Source organism: Brevibacillus sp. JB24b (assembly GCF_051713385.1).
GTDB lineage: Bacteria > Bacillota > Bacilli > Brevibacillales > Brevibacillaceae > Brevibacillus_B > Brevibacillus_B laterosporus.
This window is the reverse complement of the sequence record NZ_JBNVQV010000001.1, coordinates 2,804,252-2,827,789: the sequence shown is the minus strand read 5'-3', so window position 1 is coordinate 2,827,789 and position 23,538 is coordinate 2,804,252. Positions and strand designations below refer to the sequence as shown.

General features: G+C 41.0%; 20 protein-coding genes and 1 riboswitch. Of the genes, 13 read left to right on the top strand and 7 right to left on the bottom strand.

Annotated features, from left to right (window positions below; all coding sequences use genetic code 11):
• Window positions 1-3 precede the first annotated feature (3 nt).
• Complete coding sequence (gene xerS / locus ACQV1I_RS13470) at window positions 4-1,125, bottom strand: tyrosine recombinase XerS (protein WP_094702396.1); 1,122 nt, start codon at window positions 1,123-1,125, stop codon at window positions 4-6.
• Between the two features lie 502 nt (window positions 1,126-1,627).
• A riboswitch (cobalamin riboswitch) is annotated at window positions 1,628-1,823 on the top strand.
• A gap of 199 nt (window positions 1,824-2,022) precedes the next feature.
• On the opposite strand from xerS, the gene nrdI reads away from it, so the two are divergent.
• The 5 genes from nrdI to ACQV1I_RS13445 all read left to right on the top strand — a co-directional run bounded on the left by nrdI (window position 2,023) and on the right by ACQV1I_RS13445 (window position 7,357).
• Window positions 2,023-2,448, top strand: coding sequence for a class Ib ribonucleoside-diphosphate reductase assembly flavoprotein NrdI (nrdI, locus tag ACQV1I_RS13465; protein ID WP_018674404.1), 426 nt, complete (start codon window positions 2,023-2,025; stop codon window positions 2,446-2,448).
• Window positions 2,414-4,468, top strand: coding sequence for a class 1b ribonucleoside-diphosphate reductase subunit alpha (gene nrdE, locus ACQV1I_RS13460; RefSeq protein ID WP_236645775.1), 2,055 nt, complete (start codon window positions 2,414-2,416; stop codon window positions 4,466-4,468). The genes nrdI and nrdE overlap by 35 nt, the downstream gene beginning before the upstream one ends.
• 15 nt (window positions 4,469-4,483) lie before the next feature.
• A complete protein-coding gene (gene nrdF / locus ACQV1I_RS13455) occupies window positions 4,484-5,476 on the top strand; it encodes a class 1b ribonucleoside-diphosphate reductase subunit beta (protein WP_094702392.1) in 993 nt (330 codons plus the stop codon).
• Window positions 5,477-5,698: 222 nt separating this feature from the next.
• On the top strand, window positions 5,699-6,364 hold the full coding sequence (locus tag ACQV1I_RS13450) for a GntR family transcriptional regulator (protein WP_116333908.1): 666 nt from the start codon (window positions 5,699-5,701) through the stop codon (window positions 6,362-6,364).
• 36 nt (window positions 6,365-6,400) lie between these two features.
• Window positions 6,401-7,357: a bile acid:sodium symporter family protein gene (locus ACQV1I_RS13445; protein ID WP_116333907.1), complete on the top strand. Its 957-nt coding sequence runs from the start codon at window positions 6,401-6,403 to the stop codon at window positions 7,355-7,357.
• Here the strand turns inward: ACQV1I_RS13445 and ACQV1I_RS13440 are convergent.
• Window positions 7,238-7,510, bottom strand: a complete 273-nt coding sequence (locus ACQV1I_RS13440) for a LuxR C-terminal-related transcriptional regulator (RefSeq protein WP_328588841.1) — start codon at window positions 7,508-7,510, stop codon at window positions 7,238-7,240. The genes ACQV1I_RS13445 and ACQV1I_RS13440 overlap by 120 nt on opposite strands.
• A 957-nt stretch (window positions 7,511-8,467) precedes the next feature.
• Here ACQV1I_RS13440 and ACQV1I_RS13435 point away from each other — a divergent pair.
• From ACQV1I_RS13435 to ACQV1I_RS13400, 8 genes are all read left to right on the top strand, one after another.
• Entirely contained in the window at window positions 8,468-9,733 is a 1,266-nt protein-coding gene (locus ACQV1I_RS13435) for an efflux RND transporter periplasmic adaptor subunit (RefSeq protein WP_116335474.1), read from the top strand.
• Between the two features lie 14 nt (window positions 9,734-9,747).
• Window positions 9,748-10,470, top strand: a complete 723-nt coding sequence (locus ACQV1I_RS13430) for an ABC transporter ATP-binding protein (RefSeq protein ID WP_438769063.1) — start codon at window positions 9,748-9,750, stop codon at window positions 10,468-10,470.
• Window positions 10,467-11,657, top strand: coding sequence for an ABC transporter permease (locus ACQV1I_RS13425; protein ID WP_438769348.1), 1,191 nt, complete (start codon window positions 10,467-10,469; stop codon window positions 11,655-11,657). The genes ACQV1I_RS13430 and ACQV1I_RS13425 overlap by 4 nt, the downstream gene beginning before the upstream one ends.
• Before the next feature lie 343 nt (window positions 11,658-12,000).
• The gene (locus tag ACQV1I_RS13420; RefSeq protein ID WP_116335198.1) at window positions 12,001-13,476 is read left to right on the top strand and encodes a spore germination protein; all 1,476 of its coding nucleotides are present in this window, start codon (window positions 12,001-12,003) and stop codon (window positions 13,474-13,476) included.
• Window positions 13,473-14,576, top strand: a complete 1,104-nt coding sequence (locus ACQV1I_RS13415) for a GerAB/ArcD/ProY family transporter (protein ID WP_116335199.1) — start codon at window positions 13,473-13,475, stop codon at window positions 14,574-14,576. Before ACQV1I_RS13420 ends, ACQV1I_RS13415 begins: the two co-directional genes overlap by 4 nt.
• The gene (locus ACQV1I_RS13410) at window positions 14,576-15,694 is read left to right on the top strand and encodes a Ger(x)C family spore germination protein (RefSeq protein WP_116335200.1); all 1,119 of its coding nucleotides are present in this window, start codon (window positions 14,576-14,578) and stop codon (window positions 15,692-15,694) included. Before ACQV1I_RS13415 ends, ACQV1I_RS13410 begins: the two co-directional genes overlap by 1 nt.
• 467 nt (window positions 15,695-16,161) lie before the next feature.
• On the top strand, window positions 16,162-16,554 hold the full coding sequence (locus tag ACQV1I_RS13405) for an Rrf2 family transcriptional regulator (protein WP_116335201.1): 393 nt from the start codon (window positions 16,162-16,164) through the stop codon (window positions 16,552-16,554).
• A 268-nt stretch (window positions 16,555-16,822) separates the two neighbouring features.
• The gene (locus ACQV1I_RS13400; RefSeq protein WP_116335202.1) at window positions 16,823-17,425 is read left to right on the top strand and encodes a class I SAM-dependent methyltransferase; all 603 of its coding nucleotides are present in this window, start codon (window positions 16,823-16,825) and stop codon (window positions 17,423-17,425) included.
• 153 nt (window positions 17,426-17,578) lie between these two features.
• Here ACQV1I_RS13400 and ACQV1I_RS13395 read toward each other — a convergent pair whose 3' ends face one another.
• The 5 genes from ACQV1I_RS13395 to ACQV1I_RS13375 form a co-directional block, all read right to left on the bottom strand.
• A complete protein-coding gene (locus tag ACQV1I_RS13395; RefSeq protein WP_116335203.1) occupies window positions 17,579-18,544 on the bottom strand; it encodes an ABC transporter ATP-binding protein in 966 nt (321 codons plus the stop codon).
• Complete coding sequence (locus tag ACQV1I_RS13390) at window positions 18,541-19,626, bottom strand: ABC transporter ATP-binding protein (protein ID WP_236645915.1); 1,086 nt, start codon at window positions 19,624-19,626, stop codon at window positions 18,541-18,543. The genes ACQV1I_RS13395 and ACQV1I_RS13390 overlap by 4 nt, the downstream gene beginning before the upstream one ends.
• 11 nt (window positions 19,627-19,637) lie before the next feature.
• Window positions 19,638-20,564: an oligopeptide ABC transporter permease gene (gene opp4C / locus ACQV1I_RS13385; protein ID WP_116335204.1), complete on the bottom strand. Its 927-nt coding sequence runs from the start codon at window positions 20,562-20,564 to the stop codon at window positions 19,638-19,640.
• An 11-nt stretch (window positions 20,565-20,575) separates the two neighbouring features.
• On the bottom strand, window positions 20,576-21,532 hold the full coding sequence (locus ACQV1I_RS13380; protein ID WP_018672859.1) for an ABC transporter permease: 957 nt from the start codon (window positions 21,530-21,532) through the stop codon (window positions 20,576-20,578).
• Between the two features lie 117 nt (window positions 21,533-21,649).
• Entirely contained in the window at window positions 21,650-23,395 is a 1,746-nt protein-coding gene (locus ACQV1I_RS13375; RefSeq protein ID WP_116335205.1) for an ABC transporter substrate-binding protein, read from the bottom strand.
• Window positions 23,396-23,538: the final 143 nt, after the last annotated feature.

Below are 23,538 nucleotides of genomic sequence, written 5' to 3'. Positions count from 1 at the left end.
TCTCTATAATTTACGAGTTGTTCGATTTACCGCTTTACTCAAAGCATCATCTAGTACATGGGCATATTGCATCGTAGTATCTATTTTTGAATGACCTAATTGAGCTTGAAGCTGATGAGGATCAGGGTTTAATCGCAAAAACTGGGTAGCAAAGCTATGACGTAACTTATGTACAGAAATGTCTGGCATTCCAAATGCACTTCCATATTTTTTTACTAATTTCTGAACGGAACGTAGATCGATGCGGTGGCCGATTGGTTTTGTAGGTGATACCGTTAGAAATAAAGCATCCTCATTAGCAGGTGGCTGATACTTCTGACGTGTATTCAGATAACGGAGCAAATATTCCTTTCCCCAATCACTGAAGAATGGGGCATCTTCCTTTTTTCCTTTTCGAATCATTAGTACCTGATTTTTCTCCAGTACCACGTTTTGAAGGTTCAAATTAACAATTTCAGATACACGAAATCCTCCAGAAAGGACTAACGCGATAATGGCGACATCTCGATCCCGATTTCGATAATGAAAATGTAGCTTTTTCTTGGTATCACAGAACTGCAAGTAGCCATGGTACACAAAATCGACGAATTTTTGGATTTGATCATCTACTAAAATTTTAGAGCGGATAGCGTTTGCACGAGCGAGCGGTGTAACCTCTTCCACATGTAACTCAATTTTTGCCATCACGTTTCGCTGCAAGTAAGATTCACCATGTTCATCCTCTGAGAGTGCAGATAAATAGTAAAACAGGGACTTTAAGCTAGAAAGCTTGCGAGATATTGTCAAGTCACTGTATTCTTTTTTTGCACTTTTAGTGGGTTTAGTTAATAGTAACGAACGCTCAAATAGATGAGAGTCCTGTAAATAGAGAAGATAGGATTCTACTGTTTCTTTGCGTAGTCCCTCTAGCTCATTGAGTGTAATCTCGCTCATTGCTTGGGCAGTGGAGAGGCCCTCTGCCATTAGCCACCGAAAAAAGAATTCAAAATCACGTAGATAGCCGAGTAGAGTCGAGACGGAAGCGCGTTTCGATCTTTTATGATCCACATATTTTTCAACAAACCAAGGAAAAGAAGGGATTCTCTCAAGGAGTTGTAAGGAATCCCGTTGTTTAGTTGTAGACATGAGAATGACCACCTATCCTTTGCTCAACTTCGTATATCGAAATAAATACATATAAAAATTTCAATAATCCGTTATCAAAATGACTTTATACTGGTACAATGATATATCTGTAAGGGCTGTAGATAGCTTACTATTGATTATAGAACATTTGTTCTTGTTTAACAAGCTATATACGTGGGGTTTTGTTATCCTTTACGCTTATTGATTGGAGACTAGTTAGAAATTTTCAAGTGACAGTTACATTATTAGATAAGATGCAGCAACCTAAGTTAACGTTGCGTTTTACATGAGTAGAGATGTAATTATTAAGGAAAAACAGATAAAAGAGGCAATTTTTACATGAAGTGTAGCTGGTTGTCTTACCTATCAGTTCGTCGAGTTTTATTTTTGACTTGTAGGCATTTTGTAGCTTGCTCTTTTGATAGAAACATTGTATGCTAGGTGACAAGACTACATTTAGTGTCTCATATGAATGTTATATACTACATACTGATAAAAGTTACTTTACCGCCGAGAATTAGGTGTCATTTTGCGACTTAATAGGGAATCTGGTGAAATTCCAGAGCTGTCCCCGCAACTGTAAGTGTGGATGAAATGAGCAGACCACTGTATAAGCATGTCTCAGGCGACTTATATGGGAAGGGCTCAAAGTAAAGTGAAACACAAGTCAGTAGACCTGCCCATTCTCTTAGTTTCGCATCTTCGGGGAGTGGGAAGTTGGAACGGTACTGGGATTAAATAGTAGCGGCTATTTGCTTTGCTATTTTTTCTTTTGTTGTGCCGTTTTAAAGCTCACCCATGAAGGGATGAGCTTTTTATGTTGGCAAAAAGTAGCATTTATCAGCAGTCAGCTTACTACCATCTTATGTCCTTTATACATGAAAGGGGGGTGTATCGATGCTGATCGTATATGATTCCAAAACAGGAAATGTGAAGCGTTTCGTCCAAAAACTAGATTTCCGATGTATACAAATTTCCGATGATATCGTCATAAACGAACCTTTCATTCTGATTACATATACAACGGGATTTGGACAAGTTCCTGAAACGACACGACAATTTCTAACTCAACACTCTCAATGGATGAAGGGGGTTGCAACTAGCGGGAACATGAATTGGGGGACTCGCTACGGATTAGCAGCTGACCAGATTGCCGACCAATACAATGTGCCATTAATCATGAAATTTGAATTGAGCGGTACCAAAAGAGATGTAGAAACTTTTAAGCAGGAGGTATTTCACTTTGTCCACGCAACTACCACAATGGATCACGTTGAACAACGAAATTATGGTGAAGAAAGACGGGAAATTTCAGTTTCATAAAGATTTAGAGGCAGCGAAGAGTTATTTTGTTGATTACGTAAATCAGAATACAGTCTTTTTCCATAACTTACGTGAGAAGATTAACTACTTGATTGAAAATGACTACTATGAAGCTGAAGTGTTTGAAGGCTATGAATTTGCCGATATCGAACGGGTCTATCGCTATGTATATGATAAAAAATTCCGCTTCCCATCCTTCATGAGTGCGTTCAAGTTTTATCATAACTATGCGATGAAAACAAATGATGAAAGCAAATTTCTTGAGCGTTACGAGGATCGAATTGCTGTAGTTGCCCTATTCTTAGCAAAAGGGGACAGCGAAAAAGCACTGCAATATGCAGACTTATTAATTTCGCAAGAATACCAACCTGCTACTCCTACCTTCTTAAATGCAGGTAAGAAGAGACGTGGAGAGCTAGTTAGCTGTTTCTTACTTGAAGTAGATGATTCTATGAATTCGATTGGGTTCTCTATTAATTCGGCCTTGCAATTAAGCAAAATTGGTGGCGGTGTGAGCTTGAATCTAAGCAAAATCCGTGCGGCTGGAGAGCAGATCAAAGGATTAGATGGGAAGGCTAGTGGTGTTCTTCCTGTGATGAAGCTATTTGAAGATGCGTTCTCATACGCAAATCAGCTAGGTCAACGCGATGGTAGTGGAGTTGTTTATCTCAATATTTTCCATGCGGACATTCAAGAATTCCTAGATACAAAAAAAATCAACAGCGATGAGAAGATCAGGATTAAAACCTTGTCACTTGGCGTTGTTACTCCTAATAAATTCTTCGAGCTGGTAGAAAAAGATAAAGACATGTACTTGTTCTATCCTCATACTGTGTTCCAAGAGTATGGTCAGCACTTAGACGATATGGATATCACTAGTATATATGACGAGCTGGTAAATAACCCACGTGTCCGTAAGAAAAAAATCGGAGCACGTGATCTGATTATGAAATTAGCCCAAATCCAGATGGAATCTGGTTATCCATATATTATGTATGTTGATAATGTCAACGAATATCACGCATTAAAAGAGATTGGTCGAGTTAAATTCTCTAATTTGTGCAGTGAAATTGCCCAACTCAGCGAAGTTTCCTCCATTAATGATTATGGGGTGGACGATGTTATTAACCGGGACATCTCTTGTAACCTGGGTTCGCTTAATATTGTAAATGTAATGGCGAATAAGAGAATGAAAGAAACGATTCATTTAGCAATGGATGCTCTTACAGAAGTGAGTGACCGTACAAATATTTCGATCGTTCCATCTGTAGCAAAAGCAAACCGCGAGCTTCATTCTGTTGGCTTGGGAGCTATGAATCTACACGGATATTTGGCTAAAAATAAGATTCCTTATGAATCGAAAGAAGCGATTGATTTTGCACGTACATTCTTCATGATCTTGAATTTTTATTCATTAGAACGATCTATGCTTATTGCAAAAGAACGAGGAATTACTTTCCTAGATTTTGAGCGTAGTGAATATGCATCAGGTAGTTATTTTGAACGTTATCAGCAACATGATTACTCACCAAAAACAGAAAAAGTTCAACAATTATTCGAAGGTCACCATATTCCAACAAAGGAAGACTGGGCTCGTTTGCAGGATGAGGTACAAACCTATGGACTCTACCATGCCTATCGTTTAGCGATTGCTCCAACAGGCTCCATCTCTTATCTGCAATCCTCTACAGCATCAATCGCACCGATTACACAACGTATCGAGGAGCGCGAATATGGTGATTCCAAAACCATTTATCCAATGCCATTCTTAGATGATGATAATTTCTTCTACTATAAAGAGGCATATGATATGAACATGTTCAATGTAATTGACCTAGTAGCAGAAGTACAGGTGCATATAGACCAAGCGATTTCTACTATTTTGTATGTAAAAGATGACGCGACCACACGGGATCTGGCTATGTATTATATCTATGCCCAGAAAAAAGGTTTGAAGACGCTGTATTATACCCGTACAAAGAAAAAAACCATTGAGGAATGCGTTAGTTGCAGCGTATAAGAGAGGAGTATCGCAATGTCTAAATTTGAAGCAGTGAACTGGAATGAACCGGAAACCCAGTATACCGAGATGTTATGGACGCAAAATACATCTCAGTTCTGGTTAGATACAGAGATTCCAATTTCGAAGGATTTAAAATCATGGACGAACCTCACGGATAATGAACGGGATACGTACATGAAGGTATTAGGTGGATTAACATTGCTTGATACGGAACAAGGAAATGTTGGGATGCCAATGATTGCCCAGCATGTGAAAGAGAAGCAAAAGAAAGCCATTCTGATTTTCCAAGCGGCGATGGAAGAGATTCATGCTAAGAGCTATAGTACTATTTTTACAACAGTAGCTAGTTCAGAACGCATTCATGAAATCTTCCAATGGGTAAAAGAAGATAAACATCTACAATATAAAACAGCAGTGATTGATGAAATCTACAGAAATATCAAAGATGGCGACGATATGAGCCTATATAAAGCGATGGTAGCTTCTGTATTCTTAGAGAGCTTCCTGTTTTATTCCGGGTTCTTCTATCCACTGTTTTTAGCTGGTCAAGGGAAAATGGTAGCCAGTGGAGAAATTATCAAGCTGATCATTCGTGATGAGAGTGTGCATGGTGTATTTGTCGGGTTGTTAGCCCAAGAAGTTTTTGCAAGATTAACAGATGCTGAACAGAATGAAGCAACCTTGTTCGTTGATGAACTTCTTCAAGAACTATACAAGAATGAATTAGAGTATACGGAAACACTGTATGATTCAATTGGGTTAACACATGAAGTGAAAAAGTATATTCGTTATAATGCCAATAAAGCTCTTATGAACTTAGGGGTAGAGCCGATTTTTGATGAAGAAGAAGTTCACCCTGTTGTATTAAATGGTATTCGTACAGAAACAAGTACGCATGACTTCTTTTCCACAAAAGGAAGCGGCTATCAAAAAGGGAAAGTGGAGCCGTTACACGACCAAGACTTTGATTTCTTGAACCAGCGTGTTAAAGATACTTCTTATTAGTAAAGTTATGTGATGCTTGACGTCGAGTAACAAACCTCGCAAGTAGGCAGCGACTAGGTCGGTTACTTGCAAATGAAAGCTAACAAAAAGAACCATAGTTGGAAATAGAACCCAACTATGGTTCTTTTTGTATAATTTGGAAGTGTAAATAGATTGAAAATTCGGTTGAATGTACAAGCTGTATGCGATATATTACATATTGAATGAATAAGGAGGGAAGAGATGCCAATTCCTAGTGATTATGTAGCACCTATTAGAGTGTCCGCCAAAGACTGTGCCTTCTCTCACATTCAAAGATGGATCATAGATGGAACACTAAAGCCAGGAGAGAAATTAGTAGACATTCAACTGGCGGAAGCATTGAACGTGAGTAGAACACCTGTCAGAGAAGCTCTGCAATTACTTGAAGCACAGGGATTGGTTCACATGCTACCAGGAAAAGAGACGAGAGTGACCAATCTTGAGAAGGAGGATATCTTAAAAGTTTATCCTACACTTGCAACATTACACGCCTTAGCAGCCGAATTTGCTTCTGTACACATCTTGCCTCAACATATTGAACAGTTACAAGAATGGAATGCAAAATTTGCAGGGGCGATTTCCAGAGAACAGCCTTTTCAAGCGATGGAGTATGATGAACAATTTCATAATCTAATCACAGATATAGCAGACAATCCGTATCTGAGCTCATTTCATGTTTCGTTACAAAATCATATCCGCCGTTTTAAATATGTATTTTTAAAGCAACCGTATGAGATGAACCAAGCTTCCATTCATGAACATGAGGACATTATTCATGCGTTACATACTGGGGATAAAGAAAAACTTGAAATGAGCATTAAACAAAACATTCTCAGACCCATGCGAGAATTATATGCACTCATGTAGCAAATATAGATAGAGAAACAACAGGGAGGCTTTATGATGGGACTTGTGGAGAGAATCAGTTCTTTTGCAGGAAAGACATTTACAGTTTGGGTTTTGTTGTTTTCTGTCATCGCCTATGTATATCCTGAACATTTTACATGGATCGGGGCTTATGTGATTCCATTACTTGGAATTGTGATGTTTGGTATGGGTTTAACCATTTCTGCATCTGATTTTAAAGAAGTATTTCGCCGTCCAAAAGATGTTGCATTAGGTGTAATTGGACATTATCTTGTAATGCCACTACTAGCATTTTTATTAGCTTATTTCTTAGAATTACCTCCAGAAATTGCAGTTGGGGTTATTTTGGTAGGGTGCTGTCCAAGCGGTACCGCTTCCAATGTAATGGTGTTTTTATCAAGAGGGGATGTGGCTCTTGCAGTAGCAATCGCTTCTGTATCAACGCTACTTGCACCTGTTGTTACACCGTTTTTAATCTTATTGCTAGCAAGTAAATGGGTAGATATAAATATCTGGTCTTTATTTTATTCGATTATTCAGGTGGTTATCATTCCGTTAGCTCTAGGGCTTTTTGTGAAAAAATATTTTGGAAAGCAGGCAGCCGCCAGCGTGAAAGCATTACCATTGGTGTCGGTAGTGGCAATTGTGATGATTATCTGTGGTGTAGTGGCTGGTAATCAAGCAAAATTAGCTTCAGCAGGGTTGATCATTTTTGCTGTTGTAGTACTTCATAATGTACTTGGCTTTCTGTTGGGGTTTCTGTTTGCTCGCCTTTGTGGAATGGATCTAGCCAAACAAAAAGCTGTTGCTATGGAAGTAGGAATGCAGAACTCTGGTCTAGGAGTCGCGATTGCAACCGCGCATTTTTCTCCCTTAGCAGCAGTTCCAAGTGCTATTTTTAGCGTCTGGCATAATATATCGGGTTCTGTATTGGCATCTATCTTTAGTAGAATGAAAGAGAAGAATGAAGTGAATATGGATGAAATGACATAAAGGGAAAAGGGCCGATTGATCTCTTCTTATGGTTCCTTCACTCAAATGCAATTTTTGAGCGATGGCTTTATTGCGAAGACCTTGGTTCAAACCTTTTAAAATACCCAGCTTCCGTTCGGTTAATTCATAGGGATTATGAAAGTTGACTGCCATCATGGAGATGAGCAAATTTTCGTGAAGAGCTGTTCAAAGCGTTCATGGATCATTACTATCCAAAACCAGCAGAAGATAAAACTTATTTGAAGTCTACCAAAAAACAGCTAAAACGATTTGCGGGTGTTTATCAAGATTTGCGATCCCCTTTTGGGGTGTTTCGAACAACTGTAGCTGATGATTGGCAAAACAGATCCCTGGGCTATGGACGGCATTACATATGTGGTCTCAAAAGGCCTCTACGGCCCAGAAGTTAAACCAAATAATCGAGGAGAAATCGATTATAAATCCAAGCAGCCAATGCTTCGCCAGGAGGCGGCTGCACTGTTAAGTTTATTTTCACAACGATTTGTCTCGAATCAACAGTAAATGAAAGAAATAAAGTTTGCCACACCACAAGCTGGAAGAAGTATAATCCCTAGATTGTAGAGAAGCTGAAGGTATCCCGGAAGGATCAAATATTTGGGTTGGATTAAGAGGTACACTACATGTAAAACAAAAATGCCGTATAGATCGTAACGAAAATCTTCATGCAAGGGTGTAGTTTATGCTACATCCTTTTTTATTAACCAAAATTGGATAGAAGGATCTTTCTTAAGAAGGTCACCATTAAGGCAAATGGGGATGCAAATACCCCCACCTTACAAATTTGTAATACTAATGTCACCTTATTAAATAGTAAACATTTCCCCCTTATCTTAGAATACAAATTGTTCAAGTAAAATATGTAAAATCAAAACGAATGGTGAGGAAAGGAAGATTAAAAAATTTATTAATTTTGTGATTACCAGTATTGGCATTTCTATGGAGTATGTGAAATGTGTGCTTGACGTTGAGAAAAATGTGGCTCGTAATGACCAATGAAAAATTTCTGCAATTGTAAAATTGGAAGACGTGTAATCAGCTGAAAAACTTGTGTGTAATTTGTTTGTAAAGAAATTTTTTGAGGAGGCTATTATGAAGAAACGTTGGTGGGGTGTTATTGCAGCTGGAGTAGTAGTCGTCGGCGCCTATGGTTATTTGAAAATGACCGCTGTCGACGCAACGGGCCTTCCTGTTTCCGTCACTCCTGTTGTAAAAGGAAGCATTGAAAACAAAGTAATGGCATCAGGAATGGTTAAAGCGAAGCAAGAGGTTACGCTCTTTTCCCCAAATAATGGGACCTTGCTCCAATTTAACGTTCAAGAGGGTGACAATGTTACGGCAAATCAAGTTATTGCTAGTATAGATGTGACCGATCTATCAAGCGAAATCGCTTCTATTAATGCGCAAATCGCTTCGCAGCAGGCTGAACTAAATCGTGTAAAATCGGGCAAAGAGCCTGAAACGATTGCCCAACAAGAAGAACGCGTTCGTCAAGAGAGGGAAAAGGTTGCATCTGCACAGAAGGAATACAACCGTACCAAACAACTGGTCGAGGCTGGTGCTTCTCCAGCAACTGAATTGGACAAGGCTAAGGACTCTTTATCACAAGCGCAATCATCTCTTACAATGTCCCAAAGTGAACTAGCCCTAAATAAAAAAGGTCCAAAAAGCACAGATCTTGCTTCTGTTCAAGCACAAATTAATCAGCTAAACGTAAAAAAAGCAGAGCTAACGAAGCAAAGCTCTCAATCCACAGTGGTAGCTCCATTCACAGGTACCATTTTGAAAGTGGATGCTAAGAATGGTCAAGCCGTTACGAAGGGTACAGAAATGATTACGATGGGTGACCTATCAAAATTACAAGTAGTCGCAGATATTAACGAATCAGATGTAAAAGATATTCAAGTAGGGCAAAAAGCACTCGTAAGTGGTACTTCTATGGGCAAAGAAAAAGCAGAAGCTACCGTAACTCGTATTTCGCCACTGGCAACGAAGATTCAAAAAGGCGAAACGACAGGAAAAACAAAAGTAAATGTAACATTGGAATTAGATCAAGCCATTTCTGTGCTAAAACCTGGCTTTAATGTAGATGTGGATATTATGATCACCAATAAAAACAACATTCTTGTTGTCCCTTTCCAAGCCGTTGTGAATGATCCAAGCGGTTCATTTGTATGGGTAGTAGAAGACGGCATGGCAAAAAAACGTCCAGTAAAAACAGGTACAGAAAGCGACTTGAATGTAGAAATTACGAACGGTCTACGTGAAGGAGACAGCGTCATTAGCAGTCCTTCTGCTGATTTGATGGAAGGCATGCCGGTAATGGCAATGGAAGCAGGCGTACCTGGAGCCGTATAAAAGGAGGGTGACAGATGTTAACCGTTACTGATATTCGTAAAACCTTTATGAACGGTGATTCTGAACTTCCCATCCTAAAAGGAGTTAATTTTACCGTTACCAAAGGGGAATTCGTCGCGATCATGGGGCCCTCTGGTTCTGGTAAATCCACCTTTATGAACATGCTGGGTTGCCTGGATCGTCCCTCTTCCGGTTCTTATGTACTGGACGGAGTAGAGGTCACTACGTTAAACGAAAATCAACAAGCTGATCTTCGAAACCAAAAAATTGGGTTTGTCTTTCAGGCATTTAATCTATTACCACGTATTTCTGCGGTTCGCAATGTAGAATTACCTATGCTCTATGCAGGCATTTCTGCTAGTGAACGTAAAAAGCGTGCAGAAGAAGCTCTGATTAGTGTAGGTCTAAGAGAGCGGATGGATCACAAGCCGCCACAGATGTCTGGTGGTCAAAAGCAACGTGTAGCTATCGCACGCTCTCTCGTTAATCGACCCGCTATTTTACTAGCCGATGAGCCGACTGGAAACCTGGATAGCCGTTCTACAACAGAGGTTATGGCTATTTTTCAAAAATTACACGCTCAGGGAGTTACCATTATTCTTGTTACGCATGAATTGGATACAGCCCAACACGCAGAACGTATCGTTGTCTTTAAAGATGGTGTCATCATTAAGGATGAAAAAGTGAAAGAACGACTCTTCGCTGTCGCAGATGGAAACGAGGTGTTCACTACATGAACCTCATAGAGAGCTTTCGTATTGCCATTGATGGTATTTGGTCCAATAAATTACGTTCTATTTTAACCATGTTAGGTATTATTATCGGCATCGCTTCCGTCATTGCCATTATGACGATGGGTAAGGGCGGAAAAGAAATGATGACAAGTCAGTTCGGGAATGTAGCTGATGCAAAGTTTACCACAAGGATAAACTGGGAGAGCGATGAACCAGTTCAAGATGATGATTTGACCATCGATGATGCCATTACATTGGAAAGAATTAATCCTTACATAAAAAATGTCATGGCTCAAATCTATGGTAGTGGAACCATCAAGGATAAGAAAAAAGATATCAGTGCCCAAGTTTTTGGTACAACTGGTAACTTTTTAGAAGTAAATACGAGCTATAAGATTGATAAAGGTCGTTTCTACACCAGAGACGACGATAAAGAGCAACGTGATGTAGTTGTATTAGACAAAGGGTTAGCTGATAAATTGTTTCCTCAGGGAAATGCGGTAGGAAATCGTATTTACATGTCAGATGCCTCCTTTGTTGTTATTGGAATCCTCAAAAATGATATGCAGGGCTTTATGGGCGGTGGCATGCAGGATATCGTGTACATGCCTGCACGAACCTATCTCAATCATAATGAAAAAGCAACCGTGAACATGTTCCACATTCAAGCAAAATCAAATGCTACCATTCAATCGGCAATGGACTTTACCAAACAATATCAAAATCGTGTACATAAGCATAACGATCATTATATGGTAAAAAACAGCGCCGATGATTTAAAAGAAATCACGAAGATGCTTGACATGCTTACGATGGTCTTCTCTGTTATCGCCGGAATTTCTCTATTAGTTGGTGGTATCGGGGTGATGAACATCATGCTAGTCTCTGTGACAGAGCGTACGCGTGAAATAGGGATTCGGAAAGCATTAGGTGCTAAAAAACGGGATATCTTGACCCAATTTTTGATCGAATCCATTATTGTCTGCTTAATTGGTGGTGGTGTAGGGGTAGGTCTTGGTCTTGGACTAGCTTCTATTATTATCTCATTTGCAGGCATGCCTCCTGTTACATCTTGGGAAAGTATTCTTATCGCATTTGGCTTCTCTAGTGCAATCGGGATTTTCTTTGGAATCTACCCTGCAAACAAAGCCGCCAAGCTTGATCCAATTGAAGCATTGCGCTACGAATAATCTGGAGAAAAATTCGGAAAAGATGAAGATTATAGAAAATAGGATGCCGTGAAACCATTTGTGTGGGAGAGAACGGCATCCTATATTTTTTATATAACTTTTACTATATTGGGGAACTGTGGGAGGGTTAATTAATCTGTTAGATGTCATTATCAAACGAGTGAAGGCCCCCAACTTTTGCCACCGGCAGCCTTGGCATAACTAGTAATCACATCCATTGAAAAAAGACACCTCAAAAAGATTATCAGATAATTGCTTCTTGTCAACTTTCCTTCCATGAAGAATAAAATGGAAACTTGTGAGGCAGACTTCACTCATATGAACAATCGTGAGGGTGAAGAGGATGTCTGAACAGTACGGAAAAGTAAGTGAACGGATGTCAGATAATATTCAACTGCTGGAATCCATTTTCTCTGACGCTCCTGATCTGGTCTACCGGAGCATCGAATCGCCGCACGCACCTGAAACGATGCTTGTCTATTTCGAAGGCTTGATTGATATGAATTCAATTAATAATGATGTCCTTCGTCCGCTAATCGAATCCTTGTCTAATACAGAGGGAACCCTCCCTGTCAGCGTGGGTAAAATCAAAACGGAATCCAATATGACACAAGTCGAAAATTTGCTGTTGAATGGCAAGAGTGTGCTGTTTCTTTCCGGCTCCACAAAAGCTTACATCCTTGATACAAGCGGATGGCCGCAACGATCAATTACTGATCCGTCGATCGAAACGTCAATCCTCGGCTCTCATCAGGGATTCGTCGAAACGGCCTCTCAAAATATTGCCCTAATCCGGCGTTATATTCCAAACCGTGAACTCAAAATTAAGCAGGTTAAAGCAGGTGCGCGCTGCCCGATTAACCTGTCCATTATATATCTGAACGACGTGGCCGATCCAGAGGTTTTGCAGGAGCTTGTTCGACGCATCGAAGGACTAGATGTCGACTGTATCATTAATACGGGCGAACTGGTCGAGCTTATCGAGGATAGCGCATTCTCTCCGTTCCCGCAGCTATTGATAACAGAGCGAGCTGATTCTGCCGCCTCTCATATTTTGCAAAGTCGATATGTCGTCGTTGTGGACCGTTCGCCAAGTGTGCTTGTCGGGCCGGTGTCGTTCGTCTCGTTCTTTCAAAGCGTGGATGATTACAGCATGCGCTGGATCTATGCTTCCTTCATCCGCTTGCTACGTTTCTTTGCTTTTTTTATTGCTCTGTTTTTGCCAGCGATCTACATTTCTTTCATTACGTTCAATTACGAGGTCATTCCCATTCAGTTAATCCTATCCGTCGCAGAATCCAGGGAAAGGGTTCCGTTCCATCCGTTTCTGGAGGCTATCATTATGGAAGTAACATTGGAAATGATGCGGGAGGCGGGAATCCGGCTACCGGCCCCGATCGGACAAACTGTCGGACTCGTTGGCGGTATTATTATCGGGCAGACCGCCGTCCAAGCGGGAATTGTCAGCAATATCATGGTTATCGTCGTTGCCTCTACGGCAATCGCATCCTTCATCATGCCTAATTACGATATGGGAACTGCGATTCGCTTCCTGCGCTTTCCGATGATGCTGGTTGCCTTTCTATATGGTTTTATTGGCATCGTAAGCGGTGGCATGCTCCTCGTCTCTCATTTGACTTCGCTAACATCACTCGGTGTCTCCTACGGTACCCCGTTAGCTCCTATCCGTTTTGCCGATCTGAAGGATACGTTCATACGCCTCCCACTCTGGTTGATGAAGACGCGTCCTGCTGGAACGCATCCTCAACAGTTCCGGCGGCAAGGGGATAATAAACCGGAAGGAGGCAGTTCATCTTGAATGGAAACCGCATATACTCCATCAGTTTTATGCAGTACACCTTGTTGATTCACGGCATTCAAGTGGCGACCAGCGTCTTGTCCCTTCCACGTCAGCTTGCGGAGATTGCCTCGACCGACGGCTGGATTGCGCTGGTACTGTCGTGGCTGGTTAATCTGGTTTTCAGCATAATTATGGTTGCCGTAATGCGGCAATACCCGGAAGATAATTTTTTTAAATTGTTGGAGCGGCTCTTTGGTAAAGCTATCAGCAAGTTCATTATAGCGCTGATTGCTTTGCATTTTGCATTTTCGGCATGGTCCACATTCATCTCCACCATGTTGTATACAAAGGCATGGTTCCTGACTATGACGCCTATTCCGTTTATTTTACTGTTGGTCGTTATTCCAGTCTATATTACAGCGCGGAAGCATATTCTTGCTATCGCTAGATATTGTGAGATTGTGTTCTTCCTGACCATTTGGATGGTCCCGGTGCTGTTAATACCATTGCGTGAAGGCTATTTAATTCATCTGCTTCCGGTTATTAAAGAAGGCTGGGGACCTATTCTGCAGGCGATGCCGACAACGACGAAAGCTTATCTCGGATTTGAAATTTTATTTATCATCTATCCGTACCTGCGTCGCAAAGATCTGGCAGTCCACGGTATCGTACTGGGCAATACGTTGACTATGCTTATTTATGTGTTCAGCACGCTCGTCTGCTTTATTTTTTTCAGTCCGGATGAGATTCTTGATTACAATCAACCGGTTTTGAACTTGCTGAAGCTCATCGAATTCCGCTTTCTGGAGCGTTTTGACATCATTTTTCTGGCTATGTATCTATTTGTCATCTCCACCTCACTGATTCCATTTATATATGGCGCCTCCGTCAGCGGAGCAAGCCTGTTCGGTACAAAGAGCCATGGCCTGTATGTGCTCGTAATCTGCATCAGTACAATCTTGTTTGCCTCGTGGCTGAAGCCTTCCTGGTTTGAATCGTTACGCTGGAATCAGTGGGCAAGCTATTCCGGCCTGATAGTGTCTTATCTCCTGCCCGTTCTACTATACCTATCCATCAAGATTTACCAGAAGATAACGCCTAAGGAGGCGAGTCGTTAATGCGCCGGATAATCACAATCGCAATTCTGCTGATCGCCTTATTTCCGGTTTCTGGATGCAACTATACGACGATCGAGAATATGACTCTGTCGTTGCTTATCGGAATGGATCTGGATAATGACGGAAATCTGGTGTTCGGGATCTCCAGTCCGGTCTTCTCGAAGGAGGCGAAAGATAAAGAAGAAGAGTTCGAGGTCCACTCGACAACATTGCGCCATTCACGCGAAGGCTTCGATAAACGGTCGCTTGGCTTGAACACGGCAGGCAAGACACAGATCGTGGTTATCGGAAATAAACTCGCCAAGCAGAAAAATTGGTCAACGCTACTCGATCCGTTCTATCGGGATACAAAAAGCACTGTCTTGGCGCGTGTCGTCTATTATGATGGTCCGATTGACGAACTGATTCGTTTTACACCCAAAGACAAGCCGCGCTTGCCATTGTATTTGTCAAATCTCGTCGAAACAGGTCTGTTCCGGAATGCGACGACCAAGACCACATTACAGGAGTTCCATCGCCAAATGCAGGAAAATGGCATTACGCCAAGCATTACAGCCCTTCGTAAGGAAACAGAGCTTGTCTTGTCCGGGACTGCGTTATTGGATAAAGCTTCTCGCGTCAAAATGGTAGTTGATTCAGATGAAACCAAGCTGATTTATATATTGCGTAAAAGAACAAAGGGGGAATTTCCTTTTACGTTACATCTTCCGAATGCTCCGGGACAATACATTGATAAAGTGGACACGAAACAGATTAGCATCAATCTTCAGGGCATCGAGACAACAACGCGAGCCCGGTATGAAAAGGACCATTTCATATTTGATGTGAATGTTCGCTCCACCGCCTATGTTTCAGAACGGCTATTCCCGTTCAAAATTATGAAATCTCCGGAGGGATTGGAAAAAATGATTGAGGAAAATTTGGAACAGAAATTCGCCACCCTGATTCGCAAATTACAAAAGGCGAAACTTGATCCGGCTGGATTCGGCATGTACGCACGGGCCTACGCCTATCCGCATTGGAAAAAGGTGAAGAAGAACTGGCTGGACAATTTTCAGAAAGCAAGAGTTAATATAAAGGTAAATGTAAAAATCATTGGTGTGGGTTCCGTCACTTAATCAACGCCGGATAAGTTCCGTATTGCTCTGCCGTGGACAATGAACTGCCACCGTTTATGGACAGGGTGGGTGAGCGGATTTGAAAAAAGCCCCTAAGTGAAGTTATGAGGAAAAGCAAGTCATGAAATGAAAGAAATCAAGCCCTCTCGGTGAAGAGAGAGCTTGATTTTTATCCTTGTAATGTGTAGTTGGGTTTGCATATCGAAATAAGAAAAATAAGGCGATCACTCCAGCAACCTGTGCATAAGCGGCATGATGAAGCTCTTTAGTATATCCAAGCAATATATTTTAGACAAAATGAGTCTCACAAAGATCGATGTTCCATTTCTAAATGCAAATCTAGAACTTTATTATTTTTAATGAACGTTCTTAGTTAATGGGCAGATTTTTATAAAAAGGTACATGTTGACACATCAGCGATTTCAAGGATATTATAGACACAATAAATCTTTAATTGAGGTGCAACCATGAGATTCACAAAAGCAACAAATTATGCTCTGCACACCATGCTCATGCTGCTTGCCGCTTCTCCGGTCAAGCCGGTAGGCGTTCAGCAGTTGGCAGAATCCCAAGGCGTTTCACCGACCTATTTGTCCAAAATTTTAACGAGGCTCGTGAAAGCAGGTATGATCGAATCGATTTCAGGAGCCAACGGAGGCTATCGGTTATCCCGCAAAAAAGACGATATAACATTTTTGGATATTATCCATGCGATTGAAGGCACTAGCTCCTTATTTGAATGCGATTTTCTACATGGCGACGAATGCTTGATTCAAGCTGTAATGATGGAAGCGGAAGAGAAGATGGAGTCGCATCTCAAAAAAATGAAATTAGCGGATTTGGCCCAAAAGCAAATGTAAGACGAGCCACTTTATGTTGAAAGGAGGTGTACGGTTCGCTGTGTATAAATAGCTTTTTTTGTTTTATTATAGATATAAAATGTCTTTAATATCTTTATTAGAGGAGATGAGAGTCATGCTTTACGATTGCGCTATTATTGGCGGAGGACCCGCTGGTTGAATGCAGCTCTTGTGCAAGAATTGATTGAATGAATCCTTTAACAGAAGATGTAAGGAGAACTAGATAAGTATAGTGAAAGAATAAATGAATGACAGGAGGCTAGTGTGTATGGAAAATATATGGCACGAGCGTTTTAATTCGGAGGAATATATGTATGGGGAAGAACCTAACGTATTTATTCAACAACAAGCCTTTCGATTAGAAAAATGTCAAAAAGTTATAGCATTTGCAGAGGGTGAAGGTAGGAATGCTGTTTTTTTAGCAAAAAGAGATCATGAAGTGACAGCAATTGACTATGCTGAGAGTGGTCTACAAAAAACGAAAAAACTAGCTCAGAAGTACGCCGTTGATGTGCATACTAAAAAAATAGACCTATTGGTAGATAACGTATCAAACGAGGAATATGATGCGGCAATAATGGTATTTGGACATTTTCATAGGGATGATCAGAAAATGATTTTTAATAAAATGAAAAATGCTATAAGGTCTGAAGGGATTATTATGCTTGAGGTGTACTCCAAGGACCAATTACATTATGGTACAGGTGGACCCACAGATCTTACTATGCTTTACGAACCACAAGAAATTCTTACTTGGTGCGAAGGTCTTGAGGTGATCCATTTCTTCTATGGAGAACAAGAGCGAGTGGAAGGAAAAGCACACACCGGTTTAGCCCACGTCATTCAACTTGTAGTAAGAAAAAGAAGCTAACGGAAATGTCGTGAAGAGCCTTATTGGCAAATATAATCTTATAGAAACGTATAGCATCGCTTACGCCAGCAGGCCTGATGTCACCTCCTTTCAAATCAGTCCTGCTTTCGCTATGGTTGACTAGGACAGCACCTTTAGGTGATTATCGCGCTATTACACGAAATGGCACGCGACATAATGATTGGTTCCAATCTCCCGATAAAGGGGCGCTTGCTCGGAGCACAATGAGGTTGCATACGGGCATCTTGTATGAAATTTGCACCCAGATGGCGGATTTGCTGGACTGGGAATTTCACCTTGCAACACGATTCTCTCTCGTCTGACTGTGGGATTTGGAACAGGCACAGCCGATAGAAGTGCTTGAGTATAGGGATGTTGGGGATGTGCAAATAATTCGTCGCGCGGGGCCACTTCCATAAAGGAGCCTAAGTACATCACCCCAATCGTTGTACAAAGGTGTTCCACCACGCTTAAATCATGCGAAATAAATAGATAGGTAAGTGAGTGCTTTTCCTGTAAATCCTGAAATAAATTGATAATTTGCGCCTGGATGGAAACGTCGAGTGCTGATACAGGCTCATCCGCAACGATAAAATCAGGCTGTAAAATAATCGCGCGAGCAATGCCAATGCGTTGTCGTTGACCACCAGAAAACTCATGAGGAAATCGGTCATAGTGATAAGGGGCAAGACCGCACAAGTCCATTACTTGTTGTACACGTTCACGTAGGTTGCGCTTGGCTACCAATCCATGATCAAGCAACGCTTCTCCGATTGCATCTCCAATCCGAATACGAGGATTAAGTGAGCTGTATGGATCCTGAAAAATAAATTGCATCGCAGGGCGCATCTTTCTCAGCTCTTTAGGTGAGAGGGTAGATAGATCAATGCCATTATAGTAGACATCTCCTGAAGTCTTCTCGAGCATTCGCAGAATCGTTCGTCCCGCCGTGCTTTTTCCACTTCCCGATTCTCCGACCAGCCCGAATGTTTCCCCCTTTCTGATCGAAAAGGAGAGGCCATCAACTGCTTTTATTTGCCCTTTACTAGATGGAAAGGGACCGTCGGCTAAAGGAAAATATTTTTTTAAATGTTGTACATCAAGTAATAACTCTTTCATGCTTGCTCCTCCTCATACAACCAGCAGGCTACTTTCTGTCTATCGGATACGGGGGATAGATGAGGCTGTTTCTTTAGACATTGTGGCTTACGATGCTCACAACGCTCGGCAAAGTAACAGGAATCACCTAATCCAATTGGATTGGGAACTTGACCTGGTATTGAATAAAGTCGATTGGTCCGTTGGTTCATCACTGGTTTGGAACGTAATAATCCCTGTGTATAGGGATGCTTCGGTTGGAGAAATAAATCAATAACAGGACCTTCTTCTATCACTTTGCCTGCGTACATAACAATTACATAATCAGCCATTTCTGCAACGACGCCTAAATCATGCGTTATCAGGAGGATAGAGGTGTTTGATTGTTGTTTAATTTTACGTAATAAATCTAATATTTGGGCTTGAATCGTTACATCTAGTGCCGTAGTAGGCTCGTCAGCAATCAGTAGACGCGGATTACAGCTAAGAGCAATGGCAATCATGATTCGCTGGAGCATACCACCACTTAATTGATGGGGGTAAGAACGAGCAATTTCTTCTGGCCGTGCAATCCCTACTAAGGAAATCAAATCGATTGCTTTTTCGAACGCATCTTTTTTGCTAACATGAAGATGCTCGATTAATGGTTCCATGATTTGTTCTCCGATGGGTAATACAGGATTCAAAGAAGTCATAGGTTCCTGAAAAATCATCGCTAATTCATTTCCGCGTAACTGTTGCATGTCTTTAGCAGAAATTTTCAATAAATCCCTATGATCAAACCAGACTTCACCATTGACGATCGTACCCATAGGTCCAGATATAAGACCCATAAGAGACATCGCTGTAACACTCTTGCCGCATCCAGATTCACCAACAATACAGACGATTTGGCCCTCCTTCATTTGAAAGCTAACATCATGAACGGCTTTGACAATCCCTTCATCAGTATGAAAATAGGTAGACAGATGTTTGACATCTAAGACTGTCTCTTGTTCCTCACCAGTGTGTATATTTACATTTTCTGCTTCAGAAATATGGATTTGTTCTTCACGATGTTCCAGCGGATTGGAGTTAAAAGGCTGTTTATTTGAACCATTCATATGTCGGCCACCTACTTTTTCATTTTCGGGTCTAAAGCATCGCGCAATCCATCTCCTAGTAAATTAATGGAGATGACTGTTACAAAAATGGCTAAGCCAGGCGGAATCCAGAGCCACGGTCTTTTTTGAAAATCAATTAAGGTGTTAGCGGAATCAATCATGTTACCCCATGTTGCTGTAGGGGGGACGACGCCAAGTCCAAAATAACTAAGCGTTGACTCACTCAAGATTGCCCCACCAACCCGCAATGTTGCTACAACAATCAACAAAGGAAAAATGTTGGGAAGTAGGTGGCGAAATAAAATTCGACTATTGCGAAGACCTAAAACTTTAGCTGCTTGAATATATTCCTGTTCGCGTAGACTCAGAATTTGACTGCGAACGAGGCGCGCTAAACCGGCCCAGCCAACGATACTAAGCATAATCATGACAATATATAAGCGGTAATTAGAAGGAACCTTCCACTCAGATAATACAGCTGCTAAGATAAACAGCATCGGTAATTCAGGAATTGTCATCAGGATATCTGAGACACGCATGATGATTGTGTCGATCCACCCACGAAAATATCCAGCTAGAACACCAAGAAAGGTTCCAAGAAAGACAGAGAGAACCATGGAAGCGAGACCGACAGTTAAAGAAATTCGACCAGCTTGCATAAGCCGAGTTAAAATATCCCGACCCAGAGCATCCGTTCCTAGCCAATGGGACATGCTTGGTGGTTTGTTGATCATTGCTGCATTAATTTTTCCTAATGTATAAGGGGATAGCAGTGGTCCTAGAAAACAAAAAAGAAAGATGATGACGAGAAAACAAAGCCCTATAATCGCTATATTATTCTTCTGTAATTTTTTGAAGGATTGTCCCCATAGTGAGGACTTAGAATAAGAGGCAGTCTGGATGCCAGTCTCTAAGTCATTTTTAACAATAGTATTCATGCTTGCTCCTCCTATTTCAGTCTCACCCGCGGGTCGACAACACCATATAACAAATCAGCCAGCAAATTACTGATAATGGTAAGTAACGCGATGAACATGGTAAATCCCATTAGTAAGGGATAATCTCTAAGTGATAACGCTTGCATATACACCTGACCAACTCCGGGCCAGTTAAAAATTTTTTCCGTAATAATTGCTCCTCCAAAAAGGGCGGGCAGTTCAAAGCCGAGCAGGGTAATGGCAGGTAGCAAAGCATTGCGAAGAGCATGCTTGTAGGTAATCACTTTTTCTTTTAAGCCTTTAGCGCGAGCTGTTCGAATAAAGTCCTGACGAATCACTTCTAATATATTGGTACGGAAATACCGAGTTAGGGAGCCAACACTCAACATGGTTAATACTGTAACAGGCAAAATCATGTGTTTAGCAACCTCAATAACATAGGCCATACCCGTTGCATTGCTACCAGTTGTAAGAATTCCTCCAGGCGGCAATAATGCAAGGTCAACTGCAAATATTTTAATAGCAAGTAAACCTACGAAAAATGCTGGTAAGGCCATAGCGGCAAAAACGCCGATTGTTACAAGCGAATCAAACAAAGAATATTGTCTAGTTGCGGAAAAAACACCAATCGAGATGGCAATGATCCAAGTCAATGTAGTGGAGGTGAACGCGATTAAGAAAGAACTCCAAATATATTGTCCTAAAATGGTTGTTACAGGCTGCTGATATTGAAGGGAATATCCCAAATCTCCTTGTAATACATTCCCAGCCCAAACAAAATAACGCTCTATAATGGGTTTATCTAAACCGTATAACGCTTTTAGCTCAATTTTTCTCTCGGGACTTAGCTTAGGATTGGTATCCACATAATCACCCGGGGTAAGTGCAAAGAGAAAAAAGATTAAGAGAGAAGAGCCAATCAAAGTTGGAATCATAATCATCAGTCTCTTGAACATGTAGGTTTTCATTGACAGAGCGCCTCCTAGCAAAAACGTAGATGGAATGGTAACCCTCATCTGAAATGACTAAGGAAGATGCTCAGTCCCTACCTAGTACATAGGAACTGAGCATGTTCGATTGTCCTCTTATTCCACAATTTTCAGGGTAGGTAGGCTTGAGCTTATACCGGTGTAACCGTTGGGTTCAAATCCTTCCACTCGTGCATTATGACCTGATAAAATTTTTCGATAATTCAGGAAAATAAACGGAGGATCGTCGCTTAATGCTTGATAAAGTTCCTTATAAGCTTCTTTGCGTTTTTCAATATCAAGCGTACCTACACTTTTTGCAAGCAGTTCATCTACCTTAGGATTGGAATAACCATGTGTATTTGTAAAGCTACCTCCACCCGTAGAAGAGAACTGAATAACACCATCAGATGGATCTCCTAGCATCGTAGTAGAAAAGGAAGCAAGATCGTGATCACCTTTATCTGTTCTTGCTACAAGTGCTGGGTAATCCATTAATTCTGCTTCTAGTTGAATACCGATTAATTTGTAATTTTCCTTCGCGATGGGAATGAGAACATCACTTACTTTACTTTTCGTAGTCAAGTAGTGAAGAACTAGTTTTTTCCCGTCCTTTTCCCTGATGCCATCTGAGCCTTCTTTCCACCCAGCTTCATCCAGTAGTTGTTTAGCCTTATTCACATCATAAGCATAGGGATTCACATCTTCAGTAAACGCCCAGGATACAGGGGCTACAGGCACATTAGCTATTTGTGCATAACCCTGATAGGCAGCATCCACGATTTGTTGACGATCAAGCCCATAGATTAGCGCCTGTCTAACACGTTTGTCTTTTAAATAAGGCTTGCTATGGTTAAACGATAGATAACTATAGGCAGTCGAAGTATAAATATTGATGTTTGCAAAACCAAGACTTTTTAAAAGCTCCAGATTATCTGCATTAGCAGGGAAGGAGCCATAGTCAGTCTCGCCCGTTTGGAAAAACTGAGTTGTATCGCCATCGGTTGTTTTATAAATAAAATGGGTAATGGCAGGTTTACCCTCGTAATAATACTCATTGGCCACAAATCTCACTTCTTGACCGGGGATAAACTTTTCAAACTTGTAAGGGCCAGCTCCGACCGGTTTTGTATGCAATGTACGTAGGTAGTCAAGCTTACCTGGTTCATAACCTTTTCCATAATAGGCTTTGGACAAAACGTGACCACCAAGTAGGAGAAGAGAACGAGCGTTTACTTTCTCTGTGGTAATCTCGATTGTTTGTGGATCGATTACTTTAATTCCCTCAATGGTTTTTGTTTTACCTTCTTTATATGCACTCCCGCCTTTAATGTGTGCTTCAGCGATTTCTGTTTCCCCGTCATACGTTTTATCATGCAAAATAGTTAGAGTGAAGGCGACATCATTAGCAGTCAAGGGCTCTCCATTACTAAATTTCAGATTTTTACGTAGGTGAAAGGTATATGTAAGCTGATCGGTGGAAATGTCCCACTTTTCTGCTAATTTCGGAGCTGGTTTCCCATTCCTATCAATATCAACAAGTGGGGAAAACATCACGGAGGTAACGTTCCCATCATAACCATTGTGATAAAAATATGGATTAAAAACCCCACCTGGTTCTGTTAAAGCTACTACAACCGTGTCTTTTCTATTTTTAGCCGATTCAGGCGATTTTGATTTGTCTGTAGCAGCGATAACCACGTCACCTGCGTTTTGAACTTGCAATGTTTGAGCCTGGGCATCTGCCTGTTCACTGGTTGGAGCATTAGAGGTGGATGGGGGTGCTCCCTCGCTATTGCAACCGACTAATAAGAAAGCCCCTAACAGAAATGTGAAGAATGAATGTATAAAAGCTCTACTCATAATGATCCTCCTAATCAATTGTAAAATGTAGCCTCATTATATTCCTATAATTCCGATCTGTAAAGTATGAATTAAGATATTTCTGTTATTTCGAGAAATGAAAATTTTTTCATATGGTTGGATACGTGCATAAAGGAAATAGA